This is a genomic window from Bacillus cereus group sp. N11, from assembly GCF_016483605.1.
GTDB classification, from domain to species: domain Bacteria; phylum Bacillota; class Bacilli; order Bacillales; family Bacillaceae_G; genus Bacillus_A; species Bacillus_A toyonensis.
Genome location: NZ_JAEHBN010000009.1, coordinates 142,824 through 166,501, shown reverse-complemented (window position 1 = coordinate 166,501; position 23,678 = coordinate 142,824). Strand labels below are relative to the sequence as shown.

Here is a 23,678-nt window from a genome sequence, read left to right as displayed (position 1 = left end):
AGTAAATTGACCAACAAGTTATTGTTCAGTCATAGTTACTAAACATTTTGTAATTTCCTAACAAACAGAACAATTTTCAAGAAAAATGTTATCTAGATCGAGTTGCGCGTCAAAGTCTTTTGCAATCTCATATTTCATTTGCTCAATTGTATTTTCAGCCCCTGTAATCAATACTTCATTATTATTTATGTTTGCCGTATATATCTCACGTGCCGTAGATGCTTTACGTGGTATACATTCCATGTTCCATAATATTTTTATCTTTGATAAGATGCAAATTTTTAAAGAAACAAACTATTATGATTGCATTCTAAATCGCACTGATAATTAGACAATATTAATTTATTCTAGGCTCTTTTGCATATACACATAAAATTCTATTTCATCTTCTGTAGTGTAAATGCCATATTGAAAATCATGCATTTCTAATATTCCTTTTACAATCGCTAAACCTAAACCTGTTCCAGATATGTCTTTACTTCTAGAGCTTTCTAAGACAAAAAATGGTTCCCAAATTTTTTCAATTTGAGTTGTAGTTGAAAATTCTACTCCGTTTTTTATACTAAACAACAACTGTTCACGAGACTCCTCTAACTTAATTTCTATCTTTTGATTTGCTGTATATCTAATTGCATTTGAAATAAAGTTATTAAAAACCATTTCTATTTTTTCTTTATCACCAAATATAAGTATCTTATCTTGTGGATATTTAAAAAACACATCTATATTTTTGGATTTCATTTCAATTTCATGCGCTTCTAAAACATTGTGAATGTGTGATACTATATTAAATTGTTCTTTTTTTAATTCATTTCGTTCTATTTTTGCAAATTTCAAAAGTTCTTCAATTAACTTTGAGATGTTATCAGTTTGTTTAATAACAGTCTCTAGATATGTTCCGTCATCTAACCCGTCTTTGATTCCAAGAGAGTATGCTTTAATCAATGAAATAGGCGTTTTTAATTCATGTGTAATATCACCCATAACTCTTTTTAAATTTTCATTTCTGTGAGTTAAATCGTGATGGGCCTGGCATAGTTTATTACTCATTATATTTATACTCTCAGCCAGATCTTGAATTTCATCATTGGTTTTTATATTAGTTTGTTTAAAATTTAAGCTTGAAATATCTTTTGTAACAATACTCAGTTGCTTTAACGGATCAGTAATCTTTTTAGATTGTATCCATACTAATACGATTACTATAACAACAGCAACACTAAATATAAAAATATTAAGTTCATTAAACATATTTATGATTTCGTCAGAGTGAGCCATAGATACCCCTACCACAATAAACATATCTTCTTTTGAGAGTAAATTAGCAAAGAATTGGGCCTTTAATTTTCCTTGATCATATAGTTCACCAGTTTTTCCGCTTTTTTCTACTTGTTTTAATTTTTCTATTCCAATCCAAAAACGATTTAATGTAACTCGTTTCTTTGAAAGTTCCTCACGTAAAGACCAAATCAAATCTTCTGGTTTTTTTGTTATAGGTGTATACACAATGGTCAGATTATACTTTTGCTCCATATCTTGAATGTTATTTACAAATTGTTCCTTTGATTGATTTTGTATTTGTGTCGTCACAATATTAACTTTTTCTCTTGTTTTATATAAGTAATATTTAGGTAAAAAATAGTTTGTCAATAATAATGATAGTGTAAAAATAAAAAAGATTATAATTGATATATTTATAAATAATTTTTGAGCAAGTTTACTCATAACTTTCCTCCCTATTAAATCCTATGCCTCGATATATTTTTATGGTCTAGTTACTCATATAGAAATTGAGTTGAAATAGAAAAACATTGGAATACCACGGCGGAATAAGTTCATCACTCCATTTAAAGCGGAGATGATTCATTTTAGAAAACAAAACATTAGCTGAAATCGAAGTCATACATATGATAAAAAGGACAAACTCTCCAAGGGGACAGAATTGTCTACTTGGAGAGTTTGTCAACCGAGTATTTTTGCACCAGAATCGTTTTGATTAGTTATTATATTTTAGTCTAGATCTTTTAATGAATTAAAATCCGTAATTTCCCCATCTATTTTTATTTGTACTTTTTGTTTTGGATGTGCAGTTACCGTCCAAGCATTTGGTAAGAATCGGTCCTCATGAGATAAAGTAGAAGGTGAATTTCTAACTTTTCCCCCTAAATATAGGGTAGCGGAAGATCCTCCATCCATAGCCATTGCATTTATAGCTCCTTTTTCATACAAAATATCTTGACATTCTTTCAACGTAGCTCCAATACTTTGCGATTGTCGACCATCTATAACTAGAAACATAATGGAGCCATCTTTTTTCTGGGCCATTATACTACGCGGTCCAGACCCCCAACCTCCATCACCTTCTGTTATCATTCTTTTTTCGTTTACAATTAACTGTGGCATGAACCCTGCTGCAGAAACAACTTGTTTATCTAATAGTTGATGTGGAGAGTAATTTCCAGTTATCATTTGACCAAATTTTGTTAATCCAGTAATGATTGCAGGAGAATCCTTATCGTGATTTGTTTCGATAATTTTTCCATCTTCTATTACAATTCCAGTTGCCATACTTCCCCCGCCTCTTCCAGTTTCATCAGCAAATCCACTCGCATTCACAGCAACAATCGCATCATTTCTTTTTGCCATTACGCTAATTTTTTCTCCCTTGTCTTTTCCCTGTGTACCTTGATGGGTAACAAGTTTGACATTAAAAGGATTACTAATAGTAATTAATTTCCCCTCAAAATGAAAGCGACTGGTTTTGTTACTTTTAATGGTCTCTACATCAATTTTTAAGGGTTGGTTTTTTAATTCTTTTAATCTTTTTTCTGCTATTCTTTTATAGATTCCATTATTACTATTTTCCCATTTAGGATTATTAATAATTTCTCTCAATTTATCTAACTCTTTTTGAGATAAGAAGGTGTACTTTACGTATTGTGGATGTTGAGAAGTCAGTATACTCTCAGCAACGGTTATACGAAGCCCTCGACCATATTCGGTACCGAATAATATACCTATACCAATAAGAATGAAAATACAAAAAAGGATTAAAAACCTTTTTAAGAATTTTCTTAGATGTTTCACAGTTTTATCCTCCTCGATCAATTGATTACATGAAGGAATAAGACTATACATCCCAACTCAAATTCCTCAGTTAGGTTGACACGTTTCACTTATTAAATCAACTAACTGATTTATCCCCTCGTTATTTTTACTTTTGGAATTATTCATATTTTGAATGTACTTTTCTTTATTTTCATATAATTTTTTTATTGCGCGAATAAACGTATCATATTTTGTGTCTTCTTGAAGTAATACTTCAGCATACCCTGAACGTTCAAAGTATTTTGCGTTTATAATTTGATCTCCTCTACTTGAACCACTAGTAAGTGGAATGAGAAGCATTGGCTTTTTTAAAACCAACAGTTCAGATATAGCGCTAGAACCCGCTCTTGAAACCACTATGCTAGCCAGATTAAGTATATCTGGTAACTCCTCTCCTATATATTCGAATTGTTTGTACCCTTCCATATTAATAGATGCATCCACTTTCCCTTTTCCACACATATGAACAATATTAAATTCCATCAGCAATTTATCCAAATTGCCTCTCACTATATCATTAATCCACTGTGCCCCTTGACTTCCCCCCATTACAAGTAGAATAGGTTTATTTAGTTGAAATCTACAAAAGGCTTTTCCGCTTAATCTATTACCTTTTAAAATTTCCTCTCTAACAATTGGACCGATATAAGTTGTTTTTTCGGATTTTAAATTTTTTTCTGTATCAGGGAAAGTTGTACATATTTTCGTTGCAAAAGGAAGAGCTATTTTATTAGCAAGTCCCAAAGTACTATCTGGTTCACGTATAATAATAGGTATCTTATTCAAACGCGCCCCTATAACTACAGGAACAGATACAAATCCACCCGCTGAAAACACAACATCTGGTTTCATTTTTTTAATTAATCTATAACTCTGTAAACATCCCTTTATAATTTTGAAAGGATCTTTTATATTATCCCAATCCCAATACCGCCTAAGTTTTCCTGTTGAAATACTATGATACGGTACATTTGTAACTAATGATTTTTCAATTCCATTGTGAGATCCAATATACTGAACATCCCATTCCTTTTTAATAAATTTAGGGATTAGCGCAACATTAACCATGACATGTCCAGCTGTACCGCCTCCAGTGAATAGAATTCTTTTACGCATACATGATTCCACCTTTATTTTTTAGTAAAATACTCAGGTCTAGATTAATTGAGATTTAATTTTCTTTCCTTTCCTTAACCATTTCTATCATCTCAAGAGTTCTCAAACCAAACTACTAAACATCCGTTTTTTTCAAGAAGTCATAAAGAATGTTTTTATGTGTACTTAGCATAGCTTCTGGCAAGTTATCAACCTTATAAAAATGTAAATTTAAAGATTCATCATCTGATATTTGCAATTTTCCTTTAAATTTATTAGAGCTATACACAACGGTAACCGCATAAAATTCATCTTTATTTTCCAGCTTTCTAAAATATGCTTCCCCAGAAAATACATTAAATAACGTAAGAGCCTCTACTAGCAACCCTGTTTCCTCATGAACTTCTCTTTTTGCAGTAGTTTCAATGGATTCTCCTAGTTCCATTAGCCCTCCAGGAATTCCCCATAGACCGTTTGGTTCCTTTCTTTTCTGTAATAAGATACGATTTTCATGATCGATTAAAATAACAACAGCTCCAACTAAAATCAAAGGGCGATGTCCTATAATTTTTCTAAGCTCTGTCACATAGTCCATGTTTTATTTGCTCCTAATGAATGCGGCAAAAGCAATTGAAAATTATTTTTCTCTTTTACTATTTATTGAAGTTCCTAATTGATTAAACTTTTTATCGTTCTCCGACAGAAGACTCCTTCCTCAAAAATGTGAAGGTGTGAAACACCAATTTTAGGTGGGAGATGAATGTCGGTTGGCATATGCCAACATGTTTGCTATCATTTACTTGTACAAATTGCTCTTCGAAAACTGAAGATATGAGGTTGGTTGCAGAAAAACGTTGCAACCGTAAAATCTTCAACGTTCTATCGACCCACGCTTGCCGAAGTTGCGAAAACCATGCCAAAGTAGGTAGTGTGGTGAGTCAACGTACAAGATACTTATGTTCTCACCGTAGGGACTACGGGTAGAGCCTGTTAAGATAACCGGTGGATACATCGGTGTTCACAGGAATCTCCCACTTCAAACAGTCCGTAAGGACGTTAAGTGGTGAGTAGTTCAAATAGTTGATTTGTTTGATAAACCTTTAGTTCATATCCTTTATCTAGTAAAAGATCCTCTACAATTTCATAAAGGTCATTTCCAAATTCACTACATTCAAACTTAGTAAATATCAGTATGACAAATTTACTTCTTCCTACTATTCCTGGAATTTTTCCGTAAATCTCTTTACTCTCAATAAACGTTACACATTCCTTTATTTTTTTCAGTAATAGTGCTGCATGTTTTTCTTGATCATTCCAATCTAATAAATCAAAAATAGATACATTTATGGTATCGTTACCTTTCATATCTATAGAAAATATATCTATCTTATTTTTAGAATGAAGTGCCATTTTATACTTCTCCTTTATCGTTTGCTCATGTATTCCCATATATCTTGCAATGAATCTATGAATTGAATTTTAGGAGACCAGCCATGTTTTCTAATATCATGTAAAACTAAATCATATTGATCTTTGCTCTTCACATTATTTGTTTCTCGTACCCGAAAATCTAAGTTCGTTATTTCTTTATACACATTTAATACTTCTAATAATGAACGTTTTATACCCGATCCAATATTATATTTCTTTCCTTTTTCACCTTCACATAGTAATACATGATACGCAGCAACTGCATCACGAACATCTAAAAAATCTCTTGCATCTTGGAGATCGTTAACTTCAATGATCGGCTCACATTTCCCCATCTTAATATCTACTAGTTTCCTTCCAATAAGAGAACATATCCCTGTAGATTCACCTGGTCCAATTAGATTGGAAGGCTTTGCTATAACGATATTCGAGCCCATTAATTCGCCCCATGCATCCGCAATCAGTGCTTGCATTGTTTTGCTTAAACTATATGGATGTGGAGGTATTGTATTTTTGGTTAAATCATACTGTAGCGCTGAGCCTAAAATAAGCGTTTTACAATTTGGAACCTCTTGTCTCAGTGATTCTAATAAATAAGAAGTTCCCATTATATTGACTTCCATGCTCTCAAGAGGATTCTTCCATGATTCTAAAACAGAATTCCGTCCTGCTAGATGTAATACATAATCAGGTTTTATTCTCTTAATTAAGTTCATCACTTCTGTTTTATTTGTCAAATCACACACAACACTATTCGGAAGCTTAATTGTACGAGAATGTGTTTGGAACATGGGAATTACGTTTATACCCATCTTTGAAAAATATTGATACGTGTGTCGTCCGGTGAAACCATTTACACCCGTAATCAAAAGACATGCATCTTTTTTCATGATATGAAACCTCCCTTTTTCAACATTTTCTTCACTTCACTTTTTTGTAGAAACTCCTGTTGAGAACTATAATTCGATAGTGTAACAGGTGGATAATTGGAATAGTGTTCCTGAAGACCTTCTATATGAATAGTAGGCAATACTACAAAATAATCTTCACCAAAACATATACTCGTTTTACTTTCAACTTCAGAAAGCAAAATTTCACTTAATTTCTCACCGGGACGAATCCCTAATTCCTTTATTTGTACATCTGTGTTCTGAGAATCTTCAATTAAAACTTCTGCCAAATCAGTGATTTTACAAGCTGGCATTTTCATTACAAATATTTCTCCACCTTTTCCTTCTTTTGTTGCTTTAAATAACAATTCCACTGCCTCTTCAATTGTTAAGAAAAATCTAGTCATATCAAAATCTGTAATACCTATTTTTGAATATTCCTTAATTTGATTCTTAAAAATAGGTACTACACTTCCATTTGAACCTAAAACATTTCCACCTCGGACACAAATAAACTTTGTTTTACTTGATTGTAAATTTGCATGGATTATTAGTTTTTCCCCAATTGCTTTTGTCATCCCATATGTGTTAGATGGGTCAGCAGCTTTATCAGTTGAAACATATATTACTTTTTCTACATTATTTTGAATGGATGCTTCAATTACATTTTCTGTACCATTTATATTCGTTTTAATTGCCTCATAAGGTTGGTATTCGCATACTGGAACATGTTTCAAAGCGGCAAGGTGAAACACATAATGAACACCTTTACAAGCAGAAACTAACGCCTCTTTATCACGAATATCTCCAATAATAAATTTAAAATTATCATGATTATTAAATTGTTGTTGCATTTCAAATTGAACCGTTTCATTTCTTGAAAAGATTCGTATTTCTTTAGGGGATTCTTTTAATAATTGTTTGATAAGTTCGTACCCCCAAGAGCCTGTACCACCAGTAACCAAAATTGTTTTATTATACAATTGCTTTTCCTCCTAACAAATAACTCACTTAAACTTACGAAATATCCATTTAATAGATAGCCCTATCAAATTCTAATTTTTTTATACGCTTGTATATATCTTTCACTCAATGCAATAATAATAGTAGTTTGTTACAACCAAGTGACATCTTTAATAAAATGAACTTTTAATTATTTCCTCAAATTGGATTTTCCAGGGATAATATACTATTAAAAAACCAACTACTTCATGAAGTAGTTGGTTTTTTTACAAACTTTTATGATTTGAACTGTTTGTTACATTAAGATGTTTTTTCAATTGATTTGAAATTTCATCAACACTTTGTTTATTAGGAACAGCATAATAAACGCCATTTATATATTGATCCTCACATTTTATCTGCATTTTATCTAATACTAAGTTACTCCCCATCATATTTTTAGCAACTACTCCCATGTCCTCAAATGTTAAATTTGTTTTAATATCACCATGAGCCGCATCTAATATATTACCTAATTTTTGAATAGAACCAACAGATAATGCCTTTTTTGCGATGGCTTCAAGTACTAATTGTTGTCGTTTTCCCCTCATAAAGTCACTATCAATTTTTCGCGTTCTTGCTAAAGCAAGAGCTTGTTCTCCATCCAAATGTTGTATACCCTTTTCAAGATGGATAGCACCAGCTTGATCTTTACTATCTTGTTCAGTAAACGTTATTGGAACATCAACATCAATACCACCTAAAGAATCTACAATTTTGGTAAATGATTCAAAGTTGAATTTTATATAGTAATCAACTGGAACATCTAAAAAATTTTCTATTGTATTAATTGTACCATCGACACCACCATATGCATGTGCATGCCCAATTTTATCCTTTATATTCTTTGAGGGAATAAATACTCTAGAATCGCGTGGAATGCTTAATAACTTCACTGATTTACTATCTTTATTAATAGTGGCTAATAATAGGGCATCTGAACGAACTGCTTCTCCATATTGTTTTTTTCGCCCTTCACTTTCATCAACGCCCATAATTAAAATTGAAATATTATTTTTTAGGGGGTCAACTGCCGTTTGACGTTTATCCGATTTGTTCCCTCTATCTAATTCTGCATACGCATCCTTTATAACAGCCCTAGCTTTCATAAATATATGGCCACCGTAAAAACTTCCCAAAAAAATGAGAAAGAGTAATGGTATAACAACAAATCTTCGTCGACGTTTTTTCTGTTTCCGCTTTTTCAAATATTCATCCATGGATTCAGAATTATCATTCATGTAGATTTCTCCTTTCATTGATCAACAAAATAGGGATTGTTTAGTTATTGTAAAGTGGTTTCAGCACTCTCTTTAGAAAGGGGAAAGTACAGACTCCTATATTTGTCTTCTCTTATTACTTAACTAAGTATGCCTTTCGTTTGTTACATTTGTTTGACAAAATAAAAAGGAAAAACTAATTGAATAGTTTCTCCTTTTATTGTGTATTGCAGAGAATGTCATACCCCCACGCCCATCAATTTAAGCAAAGCAAACGTCCCAAAACGAATAAATGAGCTAACTTCTCAAAATAACTAACTGTAGAGAAAGAAACTTTTCATTTAGGGGATACTTCAAAGCCTTAGTTTGATGGCGATAGGGTACAGACCGCAAATCGGAAAAAACCCACATTAAGCAAATTTCGACATAGAAACAAGTGATTTTAACAACGTTAAGAGTGTTTAATGCAGCACAATGTCATTTGTGTTGTATTAAAATGAGAAATACTATTCAAATCGATTGCTAACGCACCCCAATTTACTCAAAATAGCCTACTTTTATATGCACCCCAATTTAAAATAAGGTTAAAATGACTCAAAAACTCTTAGCGTGGTTTTTTTCCGAAATGCTGGCGATACGCCTATATATGGTCCTACTCCATATAGAAAACTACAAGATAAAATATATAAAAAATCCTAAATTGGAAAAAAATTCAGATTTGGCGGGTTATTCTTTGAATCGTTTCCGTACCCCTGATAAGGACGCCGGTTTCTGATTTCAAATTTCCACATAGTCAAGTCAGAGAATAACTCGCAATGTCTTGTCCCATCCCAATACATAAGGCAGATAAATCTTGTGCCCTGAATTTACTGTTACGTTGCACAAACTGAGTTTGTTTGGCAAGCTCTGTTAATGCTTGTGGTGAAAAGACGCGTTGTAATTCCTCTGAGCGCAGTCGAAACACTTGAGAACTAGATAGTTTTTTCATAAATATTCCTCCGCTTTTTCTTAAATTTTATACAATAGAAAGAAAAAGGAAAGAGGGAAGCGGACATGTATCCATTAGGTTCTAAAGAACGTCCTATCATCGTAAAGGTTTCGTCTAAAGCAAGAGCAGAGAAAGTGACTGCGATTTGTGAGGCATACAATTTTTACTACATAGTTGGACTAGAATTCAACGAAGATGTGACGGATTTAAAAAAAGCAATCAAAGATTGCTCAAGGCCAGCAAATATTTATGAGAGTTGTTCATGTAACAGTGGGAAAAAATACAAGTTTTGTTGTATGAACAAAGAAATTGAGCTGGATATATAAAACAAGATGCCCTCATTTTTTTCGATTTGGGGGTATCTCGTTTTTCTTAACTTGATGGCGATGTTTCTGTACCCCTATATTATGTAGCAATTAATTGTGGGAAATTTAAACAAACGTTTGTTTAAGACACATTTCTAAAAGGATGTTACGTCTAATTTGTTCTATTTCATGTTTATTATATAACAATGAGAAAAGTAGGGGGAAGAAAAACAAAACTGCACAGTAATCTTTTGAACCAGATAAAACTTATATCAAATTCAAAGGAGAATATTTTTTTATCGTGCGATTGATAAATTTGTAATAATTAGACTAAGGGAGGTCTTAATCGAAATGGAGAATAAAATTGTCAATTGGATTCATTATGTAGCAAACCATAATAGAAATTATTAAGTAAATATTGATGTGAATTTAGTGAAAAAGCTCTTCATTTTAGCATTTTGAAGAGCTTTTTCATTAATTATAAATATACGGGCGTGTATTGATTTTTATTTCCCCAAAATAATTACATGAAAATCTATTATTTCGAACTATCCCATGAACCATCTGAGTTAAAATAGTACCATTTGCCATTAATTTGTTGCCAGCCTGTTTGCATAGCTCCAGAAGAATTAAAATAATACCAAATACCATTAACTTGCTGCCAATCTGTTTGCATGGCTCCAGAAGAGTTTAAATAATACCAAATACCATCAACTTGCTGCCAATCTGTTTGCATGATACCAGTAGAATCAAAGTAATACCACTTGCCATCAATTTGTTGCCAGCCTGTTATAATGTCGTTTGTTGATTGAGAAAGGTTATTATAATACCCCTCAACACCATTTACGAATGAATTCCATAGTCCATTATTAATCATGTTAGCAGGACAGTTTTTACCACTCCATCTTTGGTGTTTTACGATATTATTTAATGGTACACCAGTTTCTTTCATTAAATAAGCTACAAGTTTCTTAGCGTTATCTACTGCTTTACTGTAGTTACCGTCTCTGTTAACTGCGATTTCAATTGCAATAGATTGTCTATTACCTGGACCATCACCGTCTCCTGCGTGCCACCCGTTCTCGTTTAATGGTAAGTGTTGATAAATCTCTTTATCGTCTACTGTAAAGTGCCATGATGCAGCGCGGTCTGTGTTCCCTACTGCTTGGTTATATAGATATTGAGCGTGGTTTCTAGCACCTGCTCCTACACTTGTATTATCAGTCTCATGAATTGTAATGTACTTTGGACTCATGTAGTTTTGAGGACGAATATTATCGTTACCTACTGGAACAATCCATTCAGTGAATGGAACACCGTTTATTGTACTAGAGCTTCTAGGTGATGCGAAAGACAGACTACGTTTTGTTCTGTTTGAATTGTTAGGAACAGTTAATGTACCCGTTTCTTCATGAATACCTTCTGAATGCTGAAGACTGTCTGCTTTCTTATTATCGACAGTACCTCCACCACGTCCATCTATCCCTTCAAAACTAGCTTCAATACTTTTTAAAGCCTGTTCATCTGATGCTTGAAGTTGGTCTGTTTTACCTTGTTCTTGGACGCTTGTAGGTTGCTTATTGTTTACTGATTGTTGTTCCTCTGCAAATGATGCCAATGGTGAAGATAATACCGTTAATCCTGCTGTTAATGCTACTACTTTTTTGTTAAATTTAATATTCATTTCTACTTTGGTATATCTCACTATTTTAATAGATATACCTTCCTCCTTGTACTTCTTTTAGTGTGAATAATAGTTTAAATACTGGTAGTCTGAATCCAAAAAATAACGACTTGATTTTTCATTTCATATAATTAACCGAAATCTATAGGTCCTCCTAGATATGTCAATATTCCAGAGTTATAACACAACACTAGGGCTCCTCCCACAACTAAGACCAATGAAAAGAAAATCCAACGCAGATTTTTCTTCATAATGGTTTAGATCTATATTGGAGAGCGTTTCAAACAAATATCAAAGAGAATGATAAGGACTTAAATTGTTCTCTTTTGCAGTTTCAACCACACTATACATGATAGCACTCCCTCTAGTACCTTCGTAAAAATATAATTTAAATAACCTTTAATATACAAAACTATAACATTTTACTTTATATCCCGTTTGTTTTCTATGAAATTCACAAATCTTTCAAAAATCCTGATTACAAATAAAAAGAGACTTCAAAACACAGAAGTCCTTTTTATGTTGGTTTGGAATGAAGTTTGATCAAAACTCAGGAGTTTTACCGTGACAGCTTTATCTAATGATGCAAGACGGTGCAACTTTTTTTGCAAACAGTTAAACTTTATTCCACAGCAACAACTAAGTCATGTATCTTAGTACTTAGGAACTTCTAATATACTCTTTTTCTTTCCATCATATACAATGGCTGTTTTTGCTTTTATATTATCATTATTATATGTGAAATCTTGGTTGGAGAAATTCACAATTACTTTCATGTTCTTTCCAAATGTCGTACTTTGAACTTGCCGATCTTCAGACAATACTTCAAAATTAGTCATTGGTTTTGTTACGGCTTTCTCATGAAATGGAGACCATACTTTCAAATAAGAGGTAATGATGGATTTACTTTTCTCCCATTCATTTTTATCAATATGATATAAAGGTGGTACATTATACAACATTTCAGATAACATTCTATTTCCGATCTCATCCTTAATTCTAAAACTTCCCCATGACCATTGGTGAGTCGTAATAATTGAATCATTATATACAAGTTTATATAACGGAATTGAATATACAGGATTATTATAAATATTTTTATAAATAGGTTTGATTGGTATTGTTTTAGCATTCGATTCTGGAATAGCACCATCTGGTGAAGTGGATTTATATCCGCCTACATAATATGGGTTCTTTTTATCTCTCATATCAGAATCGGGCCAAATCCCGGGTGTTTCTATTCCATGCGCAAAGGCAATTATATTACTAGCAAAGTCATTCCCACCTTCTGATCCGACGACCATATGCTTTTCTTCGCTAATATATTTCATTCTTTGCAATCTTGCTTTTACATCTTGTTCCTGAGTAGTAATATGATTTGGAGAATAATCATCATAAATTTCGCCTGTAGCATCGCAATCGACAAACCAAGAATTAAACGGTATATTATTTTGTAAAATATCATCTACACGTTCTTTCACACTAGGTAAGGATAAAGTTGGATTTAACTTTCTTCCTTTTCCTAAGAATCCTCCTATTTTTTCTCCTTTTTCATTAGATATTGTTGCATTTTCATATAAAGTTTTATCTTTAAAAGAAGCAGTATTCCAATCCCTACTTCCAACTTCATGAATCGAGTGGTATGAATCATAAGGGCCGATTAAATACCCCATTCTATTTGCTTCTTCTACCATTTTAGGATTCATTAATCCATTAGCCCAATTAGGTAACCCTACCCATGCTTTTTTAACATTCGATTTCTTCATATCAACTAAAACATCAGTTGTTTCTTTCTGTTCCCATCTGCTTACTTCATCCACTGCATCTGTTAACTTACTCTTAATTAATCCTTTATTCAGTGTATATAGTTCTTGTTCACTCAAGTTTTGGATTCCTTTTTTCAACAATTCATTTGTTCCAGAATCTAGATTGCTGAAAATGTCTTTATTATAAAGTTGTTCTAATTTTAATACCTGATTTATCGCATTAACTATTACTTTTTGCTGGCTTTTATCGATAGCTTTTTGATTCTTTATATCTTGCATAACAGTTTCAAAATCTTTTGAGCCATCTTCCGTATTTGCTTGTAACAACTGTGCAATCCAATTTGTAAATATCTCATCCATTTTTTGTGTGAATGTATCCCACTTAATATTTTCTACTGAAATCCCACTGTGGTTCCAAAAATAAATATGAGGCGCACCATATAATTTTTTGATGTTCGGATTTGTTTTTGCTTTTTCTTCTAGTGTCTTAAATTCTCCCTGTTCTTTTATATAATTTTTATAAATTTTTGCCATCGAGACAGGGTTTTTATCAGTTAGATACAATCTGAATCCATATTCTTTATGCTTATTAATAGAAGGATATTGATGTGTAAAACTAAACTGTATATCGGAATCAGCAGTGAAATGAATATTATCATTATACATATTGTCAGCTATATACATGATGGAATATTTAGATTTATTCAATGCAAAGAATCTCATAGAAAAATTTTCTATGAATGACATGTCTTGATCTTTTAAATATTCTTTCCAATTTGGGTCATTGCTAGGTATATTTTTCCCTTCCGATAAGGGTAACGTATAGCTGTCCGCACTTACTTTAGGCCATGTAAATTTATTAGCTCCGTCAGACTTAGTAGATTTTAACTTAATACTTAAATAGGATTCCTTCTTTTCAATCTTCACATTTATTTGGTCATCTGGATAATTCCAAGATATACAATCATCTTTTTTTATTAGATTTGTAATTTTTTTCTTCGGTAGTGGTAAGGACGCACTTTCTCTTACACCATCTTTTTCCACAAAAATTTCACCAGTTTCAGGATTCACATCAAAAGTGAAATTTTTGTATTGAGAAACTACGTTTTGTCCCTTTGTTGTAAAATCCTTTTGTTGTGCATAACTCAGGGATGGCAATGTAAGACATATTGAACTCATCAAGATTGGAATAACTAGCTTTTTCATTTTATTATTCATATTTATAAACCTCCTTATTTTTATTTCTATGATACAAATACATTGTGACAGGAATGTGACAATGTACTTTTTTATTTAGCTTCATGATGAGTAGCTCAAAAAAGAACGAATTCTTGCCGTGTCCCAACAAACTCTTTTTTTGGGACTCTTGTGTACAAAAAATTGTATATTTCTGTACACGTTAATATCGAACCAAAAAACATAGGATTTCTCCTTTTTTGTGTTCAAAAACCTTGTAAACTTATGTATGTTCAGATAAATATACAGAATTAAGTTATTGAACAGCGGGAGATAAAAACTGTATAAAAAAGCCATAAAATAAATAACCGATTTCTTAACGTACAGGGAATCGGTTGATTTCTGTCTAAAATATGTCTAAACGTACAATTTTCCCGAAATGGTATGGTGAGCCCATGCCCATCAAGTTAAGGTTGGGGATTCCATGACCTTTCGTTTTTGTTGCCTACATGCTTGATATTTTTTTATTTGTTTTTAAAAATAAGCATTCCAAATAAACCTTGATAAGGTGTATTTTTAAAGATTATGCAGTTTTCTGCTTTAGATTGGATACAGTGCACTAATAAACAGCGCCTAAAATATCAAAGACTGTCTTTTTCTCATATCGATGGGATTTTCGTCCGTTTTTCTGTAAGAGATCAAACAGACGAAGGAAAATTTTTGATACTTCTTGGGTGTCTTTTTGTATAGCTTCATATACTAAGTACAGATGATCTTGAATCATATAAATTGCTTTATATTCACTTAATTCTTTTTGTTTTTTCTGTAGTAACAGCTATCGCATTTTGAACATAGTAGAAGAACAAAGAAAAATAGCGATTAACTGTCCATAAAGATGACATTCTAGACGCTCTCGCTTAATATTATGACAATGATTAATACCAAAAAGAGATTTCCATGTTTTAAATACAATCTCTATTTGCCAACGTAGAGAGTAAATCTCGTGAACATGTTCCATCGGAACAATTTCCCATGTGATGTTGGTAATATAAACATTAATTTCTGTTAAACGTTTACTTTTTTCAGAGTATATAACCCCTTTTTCTTTTCAACATAAGTCTGCTTTTTCCTACGTTTATGAACTTGAGTTGATGTGAGTCTGTATATTACAACTCGCGAGGGTAATTTTTGTTGTCCAACATAGGCATTTCGAATTTCATAAGTATCTCCTGGTTTTATCTGATGCATGATATGTTCAAGGTCAAGTAAAGCATATAAAGATTGCTTTTTTACTGTCCCATCCTGAAAGAATTCTGGAGATTCATTTTTCACATATACTCTATTATTTAATTTCAACCGTGAAACATAGAATACCCCTCGTTGATCTATCTGGTCTAAATCTTTTAGAGAAAAGTATCCTAAATCTCGAATACATAAATCTCGAATACATAAATCTCCTGGTCGTAAGGTATCCAAACATTCTGTACCGAAGGTTTTATCATTATTTTTACCTGGTTCTATTTGAAAATTGAGGAATTTCCCACTATGTAAATCATACTCTAGTTGAATCTTAATACCAGCTGTTTGTGCACATCCTCCTGAACCAGGATAAATAGGAGCTAAATGGTTGGGTACTTGAAAAATAGTAGCATCTAAAATACGGATACGTTCAAAATAAGAAGTGTATTGGTTTGGGATTTGAGCTGAATCGTTTAGCTGACTTTTGACTAAAAGGGAAAATACACGTTGTAGAAATAAAACAGCACATCGGTTAAAACGTTGATTAAGTCCTTCTGGACTCATAAGTGTAGCTGTATTTGCATAAAGCTGGCTACATAATCGATTAAGAGAATCGCTTGCTACATGTTGACTAATCCAAATACATAAAGCAGCCAAATCTCGTGCACCATACTTACTTTTACGTTTTACAAAACCTGTCTCTTGGCCAAGTTTTTGAAGAATAAGTGGAGATAGATATCGCTGTGGTTTTTCAGCGAACAAATGAAACTCATCTTGAATCGATAAATTCATACAAAAACGCCATCCTTTCTGTATATTTCTACAAACAGGATAGCGCTTTTTTCATTTTATAGGTAGATTTCTATGATGAATCATTTAATCGATATTAGAACTTATTACTTTATATTTATCTTCTTTTGCAACATCTATAATTGCACGAATCTTTTTTTGTTCATTATTCAGCTCATGTCCTTCGATCCAAACTTTATATCCCATTTCTCCCGTTACTCCAACTTCAGTTATCACAACATCTAACTGTTTTTCTTTTTGAAAATATTCAATAGCAGTTTCCTTTGCTTTTTCTCGAGTTTTTGGAAATTCTTTCTCACTTAATGGATCTTTCGTTGTTAATGTAATGTAAGAGACAAAACCAATAATAATCAAAGTTATTGTAGAAAGTCCAACTAATAGTAATTTTTTCATTCTTCTTCATCCTTGTCTATCTTTTTTTAAAGATTAACACGGTATTTATTGTTTTTCAATAAATTTTTATTATTTATTATTATTTTTTTATTGATAATGTCTGTTGTTTTAGACAAATATATAAAGCATTTCTCGAACTATCCTGATCTTTATCTCAATTAATCTATTAAATAATCCTATTATGGAATTCCATCCCATCGTCATTAAGTTAAAAAATTTATTTTTGGGGGTAACTTGTTTTCTTAGCTTGACGGGCATGGGTGTTACTCCCTATGTAACGTAATCGTATTGATAGATGGGCATGTTTTTTTAAATTTTGGTGCAAAGATTACTAATTTTCACTTACAATTAATAGAGTTCTAATTTAATAGTATTTTGACAATGGAATTAATAGTTTTGTTTTGGGCACTATAGTAAACCTCTAATCCTTTTCTATCATTTCTAATTAATTTTTGAGATTTCATCTTTGCTAAATGCTGTGAAACAGTAGATTGTGGGATACCCAATATATCTACAATTTGTGTTACATTACATGCCCCTCTTATAATTAATTCTTTCAAAATTTCAATTCTTACTGGATGAGCTAATGCCTTAAAAACTTCTGCGTCTTTTTCATAATTTAACAAACTAAACATCTCCTTTTGAGTCGATATATGTTTATAATATTAATAATTTATTCTGCATCATCTTTTTGATTTAATTAGTTTATTATTTCTTCAACATAACCGGGTATACTCCAGACACTCTTATTCTCTTTTTTACTTGTATCTTTACTTGCTTTAATTCATCTAAAAATGTTGCATTTGGCTTTTTCATATAAGACATAATTCCAAGATCATCTTTGATGGTTTCTTACCTAGGTAGCTTTGCTTAACCGAATCAGTGGTTTCTAGTAGTAGGAATTGACTCCCTTCATGTACTTTCGCAAGAATCCTTTTTGGGATATGCCAGAAATTCCAATAGTTAATAGCGATTTTGTAAACCCTACACCTAATGTATCGACTTATTTGATACATTGTTAGCTATTCGCCAAAACCTCTATGTAACTAATTTTTTTCAAAGAGTATTTTTCTATAAAAAACTGCAACTCTACTTGTTATTTATGTCTAACAAGTAGAGTTGCAGTTCACCAATTAGGTTATATTTTGCTTTCTATTTAGACACGTACAGCTGTACCGCTTACTGCAACCATTAGCATTCCATCACGAACGACTTCGTAGTCTACATCGATACCAACAATTGCATTTGCTCCTTTTTGCGTTGCAAGTTGTTTCATTTCTTCCATGGCAATGTCACGAGCTTCTTTTAATTTACTTTCATAAGCACCAGAACGGCCACCTACAACGTCACGAACAGAAGCGAAGATGTCGCGTACGATATTTGCACCCATAATTGCTTCACCGTTTACGATGTCTATATACTCAATAATTTCTTTACCCTGAATAGTATTAGTTGTTGTTACGATCATTATTAACACACTCCTATAATTTTTAAAAAGTTATTGTTGATTGCTATAATCCTATTATTAAATTTAAAAGCTAAATTAACTATCTAATAACCTTACATAAAGATGACAGTTCTGTAAGGGTGAAAGAAAACAAGCTATCCACAAAAAACTTGTTTTCTTAACACTAATATTAAAATGCTTTCAATAGTAAAAATAGTTTTTGTAAGTTTTGTAAATACTTTTGTAATTAAAAAAAAGTATAAGCGAATCGATTTTCTGCCAAATTAGTTGCAATGTTTGTTTTCGTTCCATCTATATCCTTTTCCTCGTACCGTAAGGAGAAACTCAGGATTAGAAGGACTAGTTTCGATTTTCTGACGAAGACGATTAATATTCACATCGATGACTTTTGTATTACCTACACAATTTATACCCCATATTTTATTTAAGAGTTCATTACGTGAAATTGGTTTCATGGAATTTTCCATTAAATATCGTAAAATAATATGCTCTGTTGGAGTTAAATCAATTACTACCTCATTCCTATATAATTCTCCTAGCAGAAGATTTAATTGAAATGGCCCCGAATGAATCAATTCCAAATCCTTTTTATTTTTTTGAATTCTTCTTAGCAATGATTGTACACGTGCTACTAATTCATTTATACTAAATGGCTTTTTAATATAATCATCTGCCCCAATTGTCAAACCGTGTATCTGATCTTTCTCTTGAACAAGTGCCGTTAATATAATAATACCAATATCTTCATTGTTTTTTCGTATGCTTTTGCATACCCGAAATCCATCTATTCCTGGTAACATAACATCAAGTATTACAATATCAACATTATTCTGTTCTAGAAGCTCAAGAGCTTTTTCACCTGTATCAGTTTCTAAAACATTGAAACCAGCACGCTTCATATTCAATGTAATAAAACTACGGATGGTTATATCATCTTCTAATACTAAAATTGTTGTCATACTCACCGCTCCTTTATTCTTGTTGATAAACGGCTATTGGTTTGATATAAGTTCTAAGATTCTGGTAGTTTATTTTTTTAAAATTGTATATACATGAGCTCTTTTTTATATGTATCAACTCCTAGGAGTCACTATATATGTCCATCAACTTAAAAATCTAGTAAAAAAACTGTCATCCTTTCTATTTAGTCTTTTAGAAAGATTAACGTGGAGCTAGTAAAGATTCTTAAGTTGGTGGACATGGAGTGGTATCCCTAGTTTATTCGCCTTATATTAATTAAGTGATAGGACTTTTTCGTCCTTAATCTCATTCTCCTGTCGACTCTAGCACCCATAATTTATTACGTGAAAACGAAATATTTTTCATCGTTTGCTCTTAAATTTCCACGTTTTTATATACACCTCAAAACGCTTTGACTAGATAATCCAAGTTCTCTTCTGATTCACCTAAATAAAGTTGAGCCTCTTGAAACTCCCCAATTGATTAGCTGATTAATGATGCACCGTTTTTTTCTTTCTACATGATAGATGTGCTGTTCTAGTTTTTTTGGACCTTTTGCATGCTTTCAAGAAATCAATTCTTGTGTTGCCATTTCTACAAACTGAATATCAGACTCTACAAGGTATTGAATATATGCCGTTTTCGCCTTCATATATTCATCTTCATTTTTCCATCTGTGATGGCTGCCGTCGTAAAGTATAAAAAAGGAGTCGCTTTTCAACGGACTTATCAATTTATTCATTTCATTATTCAGATTAAATATTTCTTTTGCTTTTTTATGTGCCTGTAACACTTTGTCTTTCGAACATCCACCTACAAGCAAATAATGTGGAGTGATTAAACTCATTTTGTTATTTCCCCCCTCTATTGCCCTCATATACGATCCAGAAAGGATAGGAACAAAGAGCACGCATTGATTCTTCAAGCTAACATGATTTAAAAAGCATGAATGAGAGGAAGGATAATCTCAAATGGCTAGTGATATATGCTAAAAAGCTGTCCTTCTTCTCACTTTGTACAACAAACACCTTAAGTTCGGATAAATGAGCTTGTTCTTTATACTTAGCTTTAATATCAAAGATGGTTCCACTTAAAAATGATTATGTAGTTCTCCCCCACTTGAATCCAACGGTTTCATGAAGCATTTGTTTTGTCATTCCCATTGTGAATTCTTGGGCATGCTTTTTGGAATGGATATCTACAATTCCATTCGAAGCAATCATTTCTTTCACCCTTTCGTAGTTATGGTATTTTCATATAACTAAATACAATACAACTAACCAAAATGGCATTACCATTAAAAATCCATTTCTAATCCCTATTGCAAAAGCCAACGGATCAACATTACAGTATGACGTTGCCTCTTTTTTAACTCGCTGCAACATCCTTTTTTGGGTGGGAAGGCTCATAGTGAATCTCCTTATCTTTCAATCTGTTTTCATTTTCCATAACAAACTACCACCAAAACAGCCTATACAATAAATCACAATGAATTTCATAAAAATTTCTATAATTGCATCCGTCATTCCCCATTCTCCTCTCCCAAGGCCTGTAATACACAAGCTATAATTAGCAAAGTAAGAATTAATAATAAGCTCCCTATATTTCTGCATTTTCTAAGCATCGGCATTCTCTCCTCATAATTAACGTTAATTTCAGAAAAAAACCAAGCTAAGAAAATTCAGAGAAGAAAAGAGCCCAATTTACCTCGTTATGAGCAAATCGGCTCTTTAATATTCAAAAGACATAAGCAATGTAAAGTTATTGGGTGTAATTTCCCAAACTTATATTCTCCTAAGAAATTAATATCTTCCTAGCCTAAAGGCGAATATCGTACGGTAGAGATCTTTTCATTTAAGAAGCTTGGTTGTTCCAAAATGCTGGCGGTAGCCCCAAATAGTACATAATATCCTCGAATGATATTAATATAATCTCCATGCAATATCAATTCTTTTTTTATAAAAATTATAAAAAAAGAATTGATATTGGTTTTTTTATGACATTTATCGACAAATTATTTACTTTTATCAATTATCAATTTATAATAATTACAACTTAATAGACATACTACATAATATGTAATAATTACTTAGTTGAGCATATAGTTACCACTGTAGAGGTTTTGAAAAAATTCCAAAATGATGGATGAGTACTCATACGGATTAATTTATATAAATATAAGGGGAATGAAACTGCAGAAAAGATGTGTGATTAGTATGCTCTAGTTTAGAAGATTACTAATCGGTTGGATAATTTCAGGTGATAAAACAGAGTCATGGATTTATTGCAGAGTATGTTAGGTTGGCTATGGTAAATATACAAGATATATTTATAGATTGATTCGCGGACCCTATCTCAAAAAATGAAATAAAAACGATTTTTAATTATTGACAAACAATAAAACTAAATATATATTAAACAATAATAATTATTATAAAAAAATTATTATTGTTTATAAATAGGAGGTTCCACTTCATGAATCCAAATAATCGCTTAACAACAAACCAAGGTGCTCCAGTTGGAGATAACCAAAATTCTCGTACAGCTGGTCGCCGTGGGTCGGTATTATTAGAAGACTATCATTTAGTAGAAAAGCTTGCTCATTTTGATCGTGAACGTATTCCAGAGCGTGTTGTACATGCACGTGGTGCAGGTGCTCACGGTGTATTTGTAACTAAAAACAGTATGAAGCAATATACGAAGGCAGCATTTTTACAAAATGAAGGAACTGAAACGCCTGTATTCGTTCGTTTCTCAACAGTTATTCATGGCCAAGGCTCTCCGGAGACAGCACGTGATCCGCGTGGGTTCGCTGTTAAATTTTATACAGAAGAAGGAAACTACGATATCGTAGGTAACCATTTACCAGTTTTCTTCATTCGTGATGCAATTAAATTCCCTGACATGGTGCATTCTTTAAAGCCAGCACCTGATACAAATATTCAAACGCCAGATCGTTATTGGGATTTTATGACGTTAACACCAGAATCTACTCATATGATGACATGGGTATTTTCTGATTATGGTACACCAGCAAACTATCGTGAAATGGAAGGTTTCGGCGTCCATTCATTTAAATGGATTAATGCAAAAGGTAAAATTGTTTACATTAAATATCATTGGAAACCACAGCAAGGTGTACGAAATTTAAGTGCAAAAGAAGTGGAACAAGTACAAGGTAAAGATTTCAATCATGCAACTCGCGATTTATTCGATGCGATTGAAAAAGGAAATCATCCAAAATGGGATCTATACGTACAAGTGATGCAATTAGATCAAATGGATTCTTTGGATTTCGACCCATTAGATCCAACAAAAGTATGGCCAGAAGATTGTTTCCCACTCATTGAAGTAGGCACAATGACACTAAATCGTAACCCACAAAACTTTTTTGCGGAAGTAGAGCAAGTGGCCTTTACACCAAGTGCAACTATACCTGGTATTGAACCATCTGAAGATAAACTATTACAAGGTCGTTTATTCTCTTACCCAGATACACAGCGTTACCGACTTGGTGCAAATTATTTACAAATCCCTGTAAACTGCCCATACGCAACTGTTCGTAATCAACAACGTGATGGTGCGATGCAAGTAAATCAAAACCCATCTACAATAAACTATGAACCGAGCCGCCATACTGAAAATCCAGTTGAAGACCCAACATACCGCGATTCAACTATGAGAGTAGGAGGCTATGTATCTCGTGAAAAAAATGAGAAACCGAACGACTTCAAACAAGCCGGTGAGCGTTATCGTTCATTCTCTAAAGAAGAGCAAGACAACTTAATTGCAAACTTAACTAATGACTTGAAAGACGTAAATGAGCGTACGAAACTACTAGCTATTTGTAACTTCTTCCGTGCAGATCGCGAATATGGTATTCGCTTAGCAGAAGCATTAAATGTTGATATTTCATCGTATGTAGGAATTTCTACAAAATAATAACATGCTTAATTTTATTTTACTCTCAAATTTAACTTACAATATGTAAGAAAAGAAGTTGTCTCAAAAATTCGTTAAAAAACGACTTTTTAGGGACAACTTCTTTTTTTAGTTCTCTTCAACAATAGATAGGAGATTAATATTTGTTCATACAATTTATGCAGCATTTCCAAATTATTATTTTGTTTTTGCTAATCCTAC

At 32.4% G+C, this 23,678-nt stretch carries 21 protein-coding genes and 3 pseudogenes; 2 read left to right on the top strand and 22 right to left on the bottom strand.

All coding sequences use genetic code 11. The annotated features are described in order from the left end of the window. Nucleotides 1–57 precede the first annotated feature (57 nt). The 10 genes from JDS98_RS16770 to JDS98_RS16725 all read right to left on the bottom strand — a co-directional run bounded on the left by JDS98_RS16770 (nucleotide 58) and on the right by JDS98_RS16725 (nucleotide 9,734). The gene (locus tag JDS98_RS16770; protein ID WP_199634110.1) at nucleotides 58–243 is read right to left on the bottom strand and encodes a small, acid-soluble spore protein, alpha/beta type; all 186 of its coding nucleotides are present in this window, start codon (nucleotides 241–243) and stop codon (nucleotides 58–60) included. A gap of 99 nt (nucleotides 244–342) precedes the next feature. Then, nucleotides 343–1,725, bottom strand: coding sequence for a sensor histidine kinase (locus JDS98_RS16765; RefSeq protein ID WP_199634109.1), 1,383 nt, complete (start codon nucleotides 1,723–1,725; stop codon nucleotides 343–345). 285 nt (nucleotides 1,726–2,010) lie between these two features. Continuing rightward, nucleotides 2,011–3,087 carry a phosphodiester glycosidase family protein gene (locus JDS98_RS16760; RefSeq protein ID WP_199634108.1) on the bottom strand — a complete coding sequence of 359 codons (1,077 nt, stop codon included), beginning with the start codon at nucleotides 3,085–3,087 and terminating at the stop codon, nucleotides 2,011–2,013. Nucleotides 3,088–3,153: 66 nt separating this feature from the next. After that, nucleotides 3,154–4,224 (bottom strand): undecaprenyldiphospho-muramoylpentapeptide beta-N-acetylglucosaminyltransferase, encoded by a 1,071-nt coding sequence (locus JDS98_RS16755; RefSeq protein ID WP_199634107.1) that lies wholly within the window; start codon nucleotides 4,222–4,224, stop codon nucleotides 3,154–3,156. 115 nt (nucleotides 4,225–4,339) lie between these two features. Then, entirely contained in the window at nucleotides 4,340–4,798 is a 459-nt protein-coding gene (locus tag JDS98_RS16750) for an NUDIX hydrolase (protein WP_199634106.1), read from the bottom strand. Between the two features lie 461 nt (nucleotides 4,799–5,259). Continuing rightward, nucleotides 5,260–5,613 (bottom strand): DUF6572 domain-containing protein, encoded by a 354-nt coding sequence (locus JDS98_RS16745; protein ID WP_199634105.1) that lies wholly within the window; start codon nucleotides 5,611–5,613, stop codon nucleotides 5,260–5,262. Nucleotides 5,614–5,627: 14 nt separating this feature from the next. Further along, a complete protein-coding gene (locus tag JDS98_RS16740; protein ID WP_199634104.1) occupies nucleotides 5,628–6,524 on the bottom strand; it encodes an NAD-dependent epimerase/dehydratase family protein in 897 nt (298 codons plus the stop codon). Further along, entirely contained in the window at nucleotides 6,521–7,507 is a 987-nt protein-coding gene (locus JDS98_RS16735) for a UDP-N-acetylglucosamine 4,6-dehydratase family protein (protein ID WP_199634103.1), read from the bottom strand. Before JDS98_RS16735 ends, JDS98_RS16740 begins: the two co-directional genes overlap by 4 nt. 246 nt (nucleotides 7,508–7,753) lie before the next feature. After that, nucleotides 7,754–8,767, bottom strand: coding sequence for an LCP family protein (locus JDS98_RS16730; protein ID WP_199634102.1), 1,014 nt, complete (start codon nucleotides 8,765–8,767; stop codon nucleotides 7,754–7,756). A 772-nt stretch (nucleotides 8,768–9,539) separates the two neighbouring features. Further along, nucleotides 9,540–9,734 carry a hypothetical protein gene (locus tag JDS98_RS16725; RefSeq protein WP_199634101.1) on the bottom strand — a complete coding sequence of 65 codons (195 nt, stop codon included), beginning with the start codon at nucleotides 9,732–9,734 and terminating at the stop codon, nucleotides 9,540–9,542. Between the two features lie 65 nt (nucleotides 9,735–9,799). Here JDS98_RS16725 and JDS98_RS16720 point away from each other — a divergent pair, with 65 nt between their 5' ends. After that, complete coding sequence (locus tag JDS98_RS16720) at nucleotides 9,800–10,060, top strand: DNA-binding protein (protein ID WP_199634100.1); 261 nt, start codon at nucleotides 9,800–9,802, stop codon at nucleotides 10,058–10,060. A 517-nt stretch (nucleotides 10,061–10,577) separates the two neighbouring features. Here the strand turns inward: JDS98_RS16720 and JDS98_RS30610 are convergent. The 12 genes and pseudogenes from JDS98_RS30610 to JDS98_RS16675 all read right to left on the bottom strand — a co-directional run bounded on the left by JDS98_RS30610 (nucleotide 10,578) and on the right by JDS98_RS16675 (nucleotide 20,944). Then, on the bottom strand, nucleotides 10,578–10,715 hold the full coding sequence (locus tag JDS98_RS30610; RefSeq protein WP_081621537.1) for a hypothetical protein: 138 nt from the start codon (nucleotides 10,713–10,715) through the stop codon (nucleotides 10,578–10,580). Continuing rightward, nucleotides 10,713–11,723 (bottom strand): annotated as a pseudogene (locus JDS98_RS16715) (N-acetylmuramoyl-L-alanine amidase); the annotation flags it as partial. The gene JDS98_RS30610 and the pseudogene JDS98_RS16715, both read right to left, overlap by 3 nt. A gap of 177 nt (nucleotides 11,724–11,900) precedes the next feature. Then, nucleotides 11,901–12,095 (bottom strand): annotated as a pseudogene (locus JDS98_RS30750) (hypothetical protein); the annotation flags it as partial. 281 nt (nucleotides 12,096–12,376) lie between these two features. Then, nucleotides 12,377–14,707 carry a glycoside hydrolase gene (locus JDS98_RS16710; RefSeq protein ID WP_199634099.1) on the bottom strand — a complete coding sequence of 777 codons (2,331 nt, stop codon included), beginning with the start codon at nucleotides 14,705–14,707 and terminating at the stop codon, nucleotides 12,377–12,379. A gap of 577 nt (nucleotides 14,708–15,284) precedes the next feature. Next, a pseudogene (locus JDS98_RS16705) lies at nucleotides 15,285–16,696 on the bottom strand (IS4 family transposase). An 84-nt stretch (nucleotides 16,697–16,780) separates the two neighbouring features. Beyond that, complete coding sequence (locus JDS98_RS16700; RefSeq protein ID WP_048567251.1) at nucleotides 16,781–17,107, bottom strand: hypothetical protein; 327 nt, start codon at nucleotides 17,105–17,107, stop codon at nucleotides 16,781–16,783. A gap of 359 nt (nucleotides 17,108–17,466) precedes the next feature. After that, the gene (locus JDS98_RS16695) at nucleotides 17,467–17,733 is read right to left on the bottom strand and encodes an ArsR/SmtB family transcription factor (RefSeq protein WP_274605744.1); all 267 of its coding nucleotides are present in this window, start codon (nucleotides 17,731–17,733) and stop codon (nucleotides 17,467–17,469) included. Nucleotides 17,734–18,263: 530 nt separating this feature from the next. Next, a complete protein-coding gene (locus tag JDS98_RS16690; RefSeq protein WP_000637486.1) occupies nucleotides 18,264–18,575 on the bottom strand; it encodes a heavy metal-binding domain-containing protein in 312 nt (103 codons plus the stop codon). Nucleotides 18,576–18,838: 263 nt separating this feature from the next. Then, nucleotides 18,839–19,534 (bottom strand): response regulator transcription factor, encoded by a 696-nt coding sequence (locus tag JDS98_RS16685; RefSeq protein ID WP_199634097.1) that lies wholly within the window; start codon nucleotides 19,532–19,534, stop codon nucleotides 18,839–18,841. A 566-nt stretch (nucleotides 19,535–20,100) separates the two neighbouring features. Continuing rightward, nucleotides 20,101–20,382, bottom strand: coding sequence for a hypothetical protein (locus JDS98_RS16680; RefSeq protein ID WP_016107134.1), 282 nt, complete (start codon nucleotides 20,380–20,382; stop codon nucleotides 20,101–20,103). A gap of 253 nt (nucleotides 20,383–20,635) precedes the next feature. Then, the gene (locus JDS98_RS30485) at nucleotides 20,636–20,758 is read right to left on the bottom strand and encodes a hypothetical protein (RefSeq protein ID WP_274605743.1); all 123 of its coding nucleotides are present in this window, start codon (nucleotides 20,756–20,758) and stop codon (nucleotides 20,636–20,638) included. A gap of 30 nt (nucleotides 20,759–20,788) precedes the next feature. Then, nucleotides 20,789–20,944, bottom strand: a complete 156-nt coding sequence (locus JDS98_RS16675) for a hypothetical protein (protein ID WP_199634096.1) — start codon at nucleotides 20,942–20,944, stop codon at nucleotides 20,789–20,791. Between the two features lie 1,066 nt (nucleotides 20,945–22,010). Between JDS98_RS16675 and JDS98_RS16670 the strand changes: the two genes are divergently transcribed. Further along, nucleotides 22,011–23,477 (top strand): catalase, encoded by a 1,467-nt coding sequence (locus JDS98_RS16670; protein WP_001069194.1) that lies wholly within the window; start codon nucleotides 22,011–22,013, stop codon nucleotides 23,475–23,477. Nucleotides 23,478–23,678: the final 201 nt, after the last annotated feature.

What these genes read in the sequence shown, in the direction of transcription:
- JDS98_RS16770 (WP_199634110.1), bottom strand. Translation starts at nt 243, where the DNA reads ATGGAATGTATACCACGTAAAGCATCTACGGCACGTGAGATATATACG.
- JDS98_RS16765 (WP_199634109.1), bottom strand. Translation starts at nt 1,725, where the DNA reads ATGAGTAAACTTGCTCAAAAATTATTTATAAATATATCAATTATAATC.
- JDS98_RS16755 (WP_199634107.1), bottom strand. Translation starts at nt 4,224, where the DNA reads ATGCGTAAAAGAATTCTATTCACTGGAGGCGGTACAGCTGGACATGTC.
- JDS98_RS16750 (WP_199634106.1), bottom strand. Translation starts at nt 4,798, where the DNA reads ATGGACTATGTGACAGAGCTTAGAAAAATTATAGGACATCGCCCTTTG.
- JDS98_RS16745 (WP_199634105.1), bottom strand. Translation starts at nt 5,613, where the DNA reads ATGGCACTTCATTCTAAAAATAAGATAGATATATTTTCTATAGATATG.
- JDS98_RS16740 (WP_199634104.1), bottom strand. Translation starts at nt 6,524, where the DNA reads ATGAAAAAAGATGCATGTCTTTTGATTACGGGTGTAAATGGTTTCACC.
- JDS98_RS16730 (WP_199634102.1), bottom strand. Translation starts at nt 8,767, where the DNA reads ATGAATGATAATTCTGAATCCATGGATGAATATTTGAAAAAGCGGAAA.
- JDS98_RS16725 (WP_199634101.1), bottom strand. Translation starts at nt 9,734, where the DNA reads ATGAAAAAACTATCTAGTTCTCAAGTGTTTCGACTGCGCTCAGAGGAA.
- JDS98_RS16720 (WP_199634100.1), top strand. Translation starts at nt 9,800, where the DNA reads ATGTATCCATTAGGTTCTAAAGAACGTCCTATCATCGTAAAGGTTTCG.
- JDS98_RS30610 (WP_081621537.1), bottom strand. Translation starts at nt 10,715, where the DNA reads ATGCAAACAGATTGGCAGCAAGTTAATGGTATTTGGTATTATTTTAAT.
- JDS98_RS16710 (WP_199634099.1), bottom strand. Translation starts at nt 14,707, where the DNA reads ATGAATAATAAAATGAAAAAGCTAGTTATTCCAATCTTGATGAGTTCA.
- JDS98_RS16700 (WP_048567251.1), bottom strand. Translation starts at nt 17,107, where the DNA reads ATGAAAAAATTACTATTAGTTGGACTTTCTACAATAACTTTGATTATT.
- JDS98_RS16690 (WP_000637486.1), bottom strand. Translation starts at nt 18,575, where the DNA reads ATGATCGTAACAACAACTAATACTATTCAGGGTAAAGAAATTATTGAG.
- JDS98_RS16685 (WP_199634097.1), bottom strand. Translation starts at nt 19,534, where the DNA reads ATGACAACAATTTTAGTATTAGAAGATGATATAACCATCCGTAGTTTT.
- JDS98_RS16680 (WP_016107134.1), bottom strand. Translation starts at nt 20,382, where the DNA reads ATGAGTTTAATCACTCCACATTATTTGCTTGTAGGTGGATGTTCGAAA.
- JDS98_RS30485 (WP_274605743.1), bottom strand. Translation starts at nt 20,758, where the DNA reads ATGATTGCTTCGAATGGAATTGTAGATATCCATTCCAAAAAGCATGCC.
- JDS98_RS16675 (WP_199634096.1), bottom strand. Translation starts at nt 20,944, where the DNA reads ATGAGCCTTCCCACCCAAAAAAGGATGTTGCAGCGAGTTAAAAAAGAG.
- JDS98_RS16670 (WP_001069194.1), top strand. Translation starts at nt 22,011, where the DNA reads ATGAATCCAAATAATCGCTTAACAACAAACCAAGGTGCTCCAGTTGGA.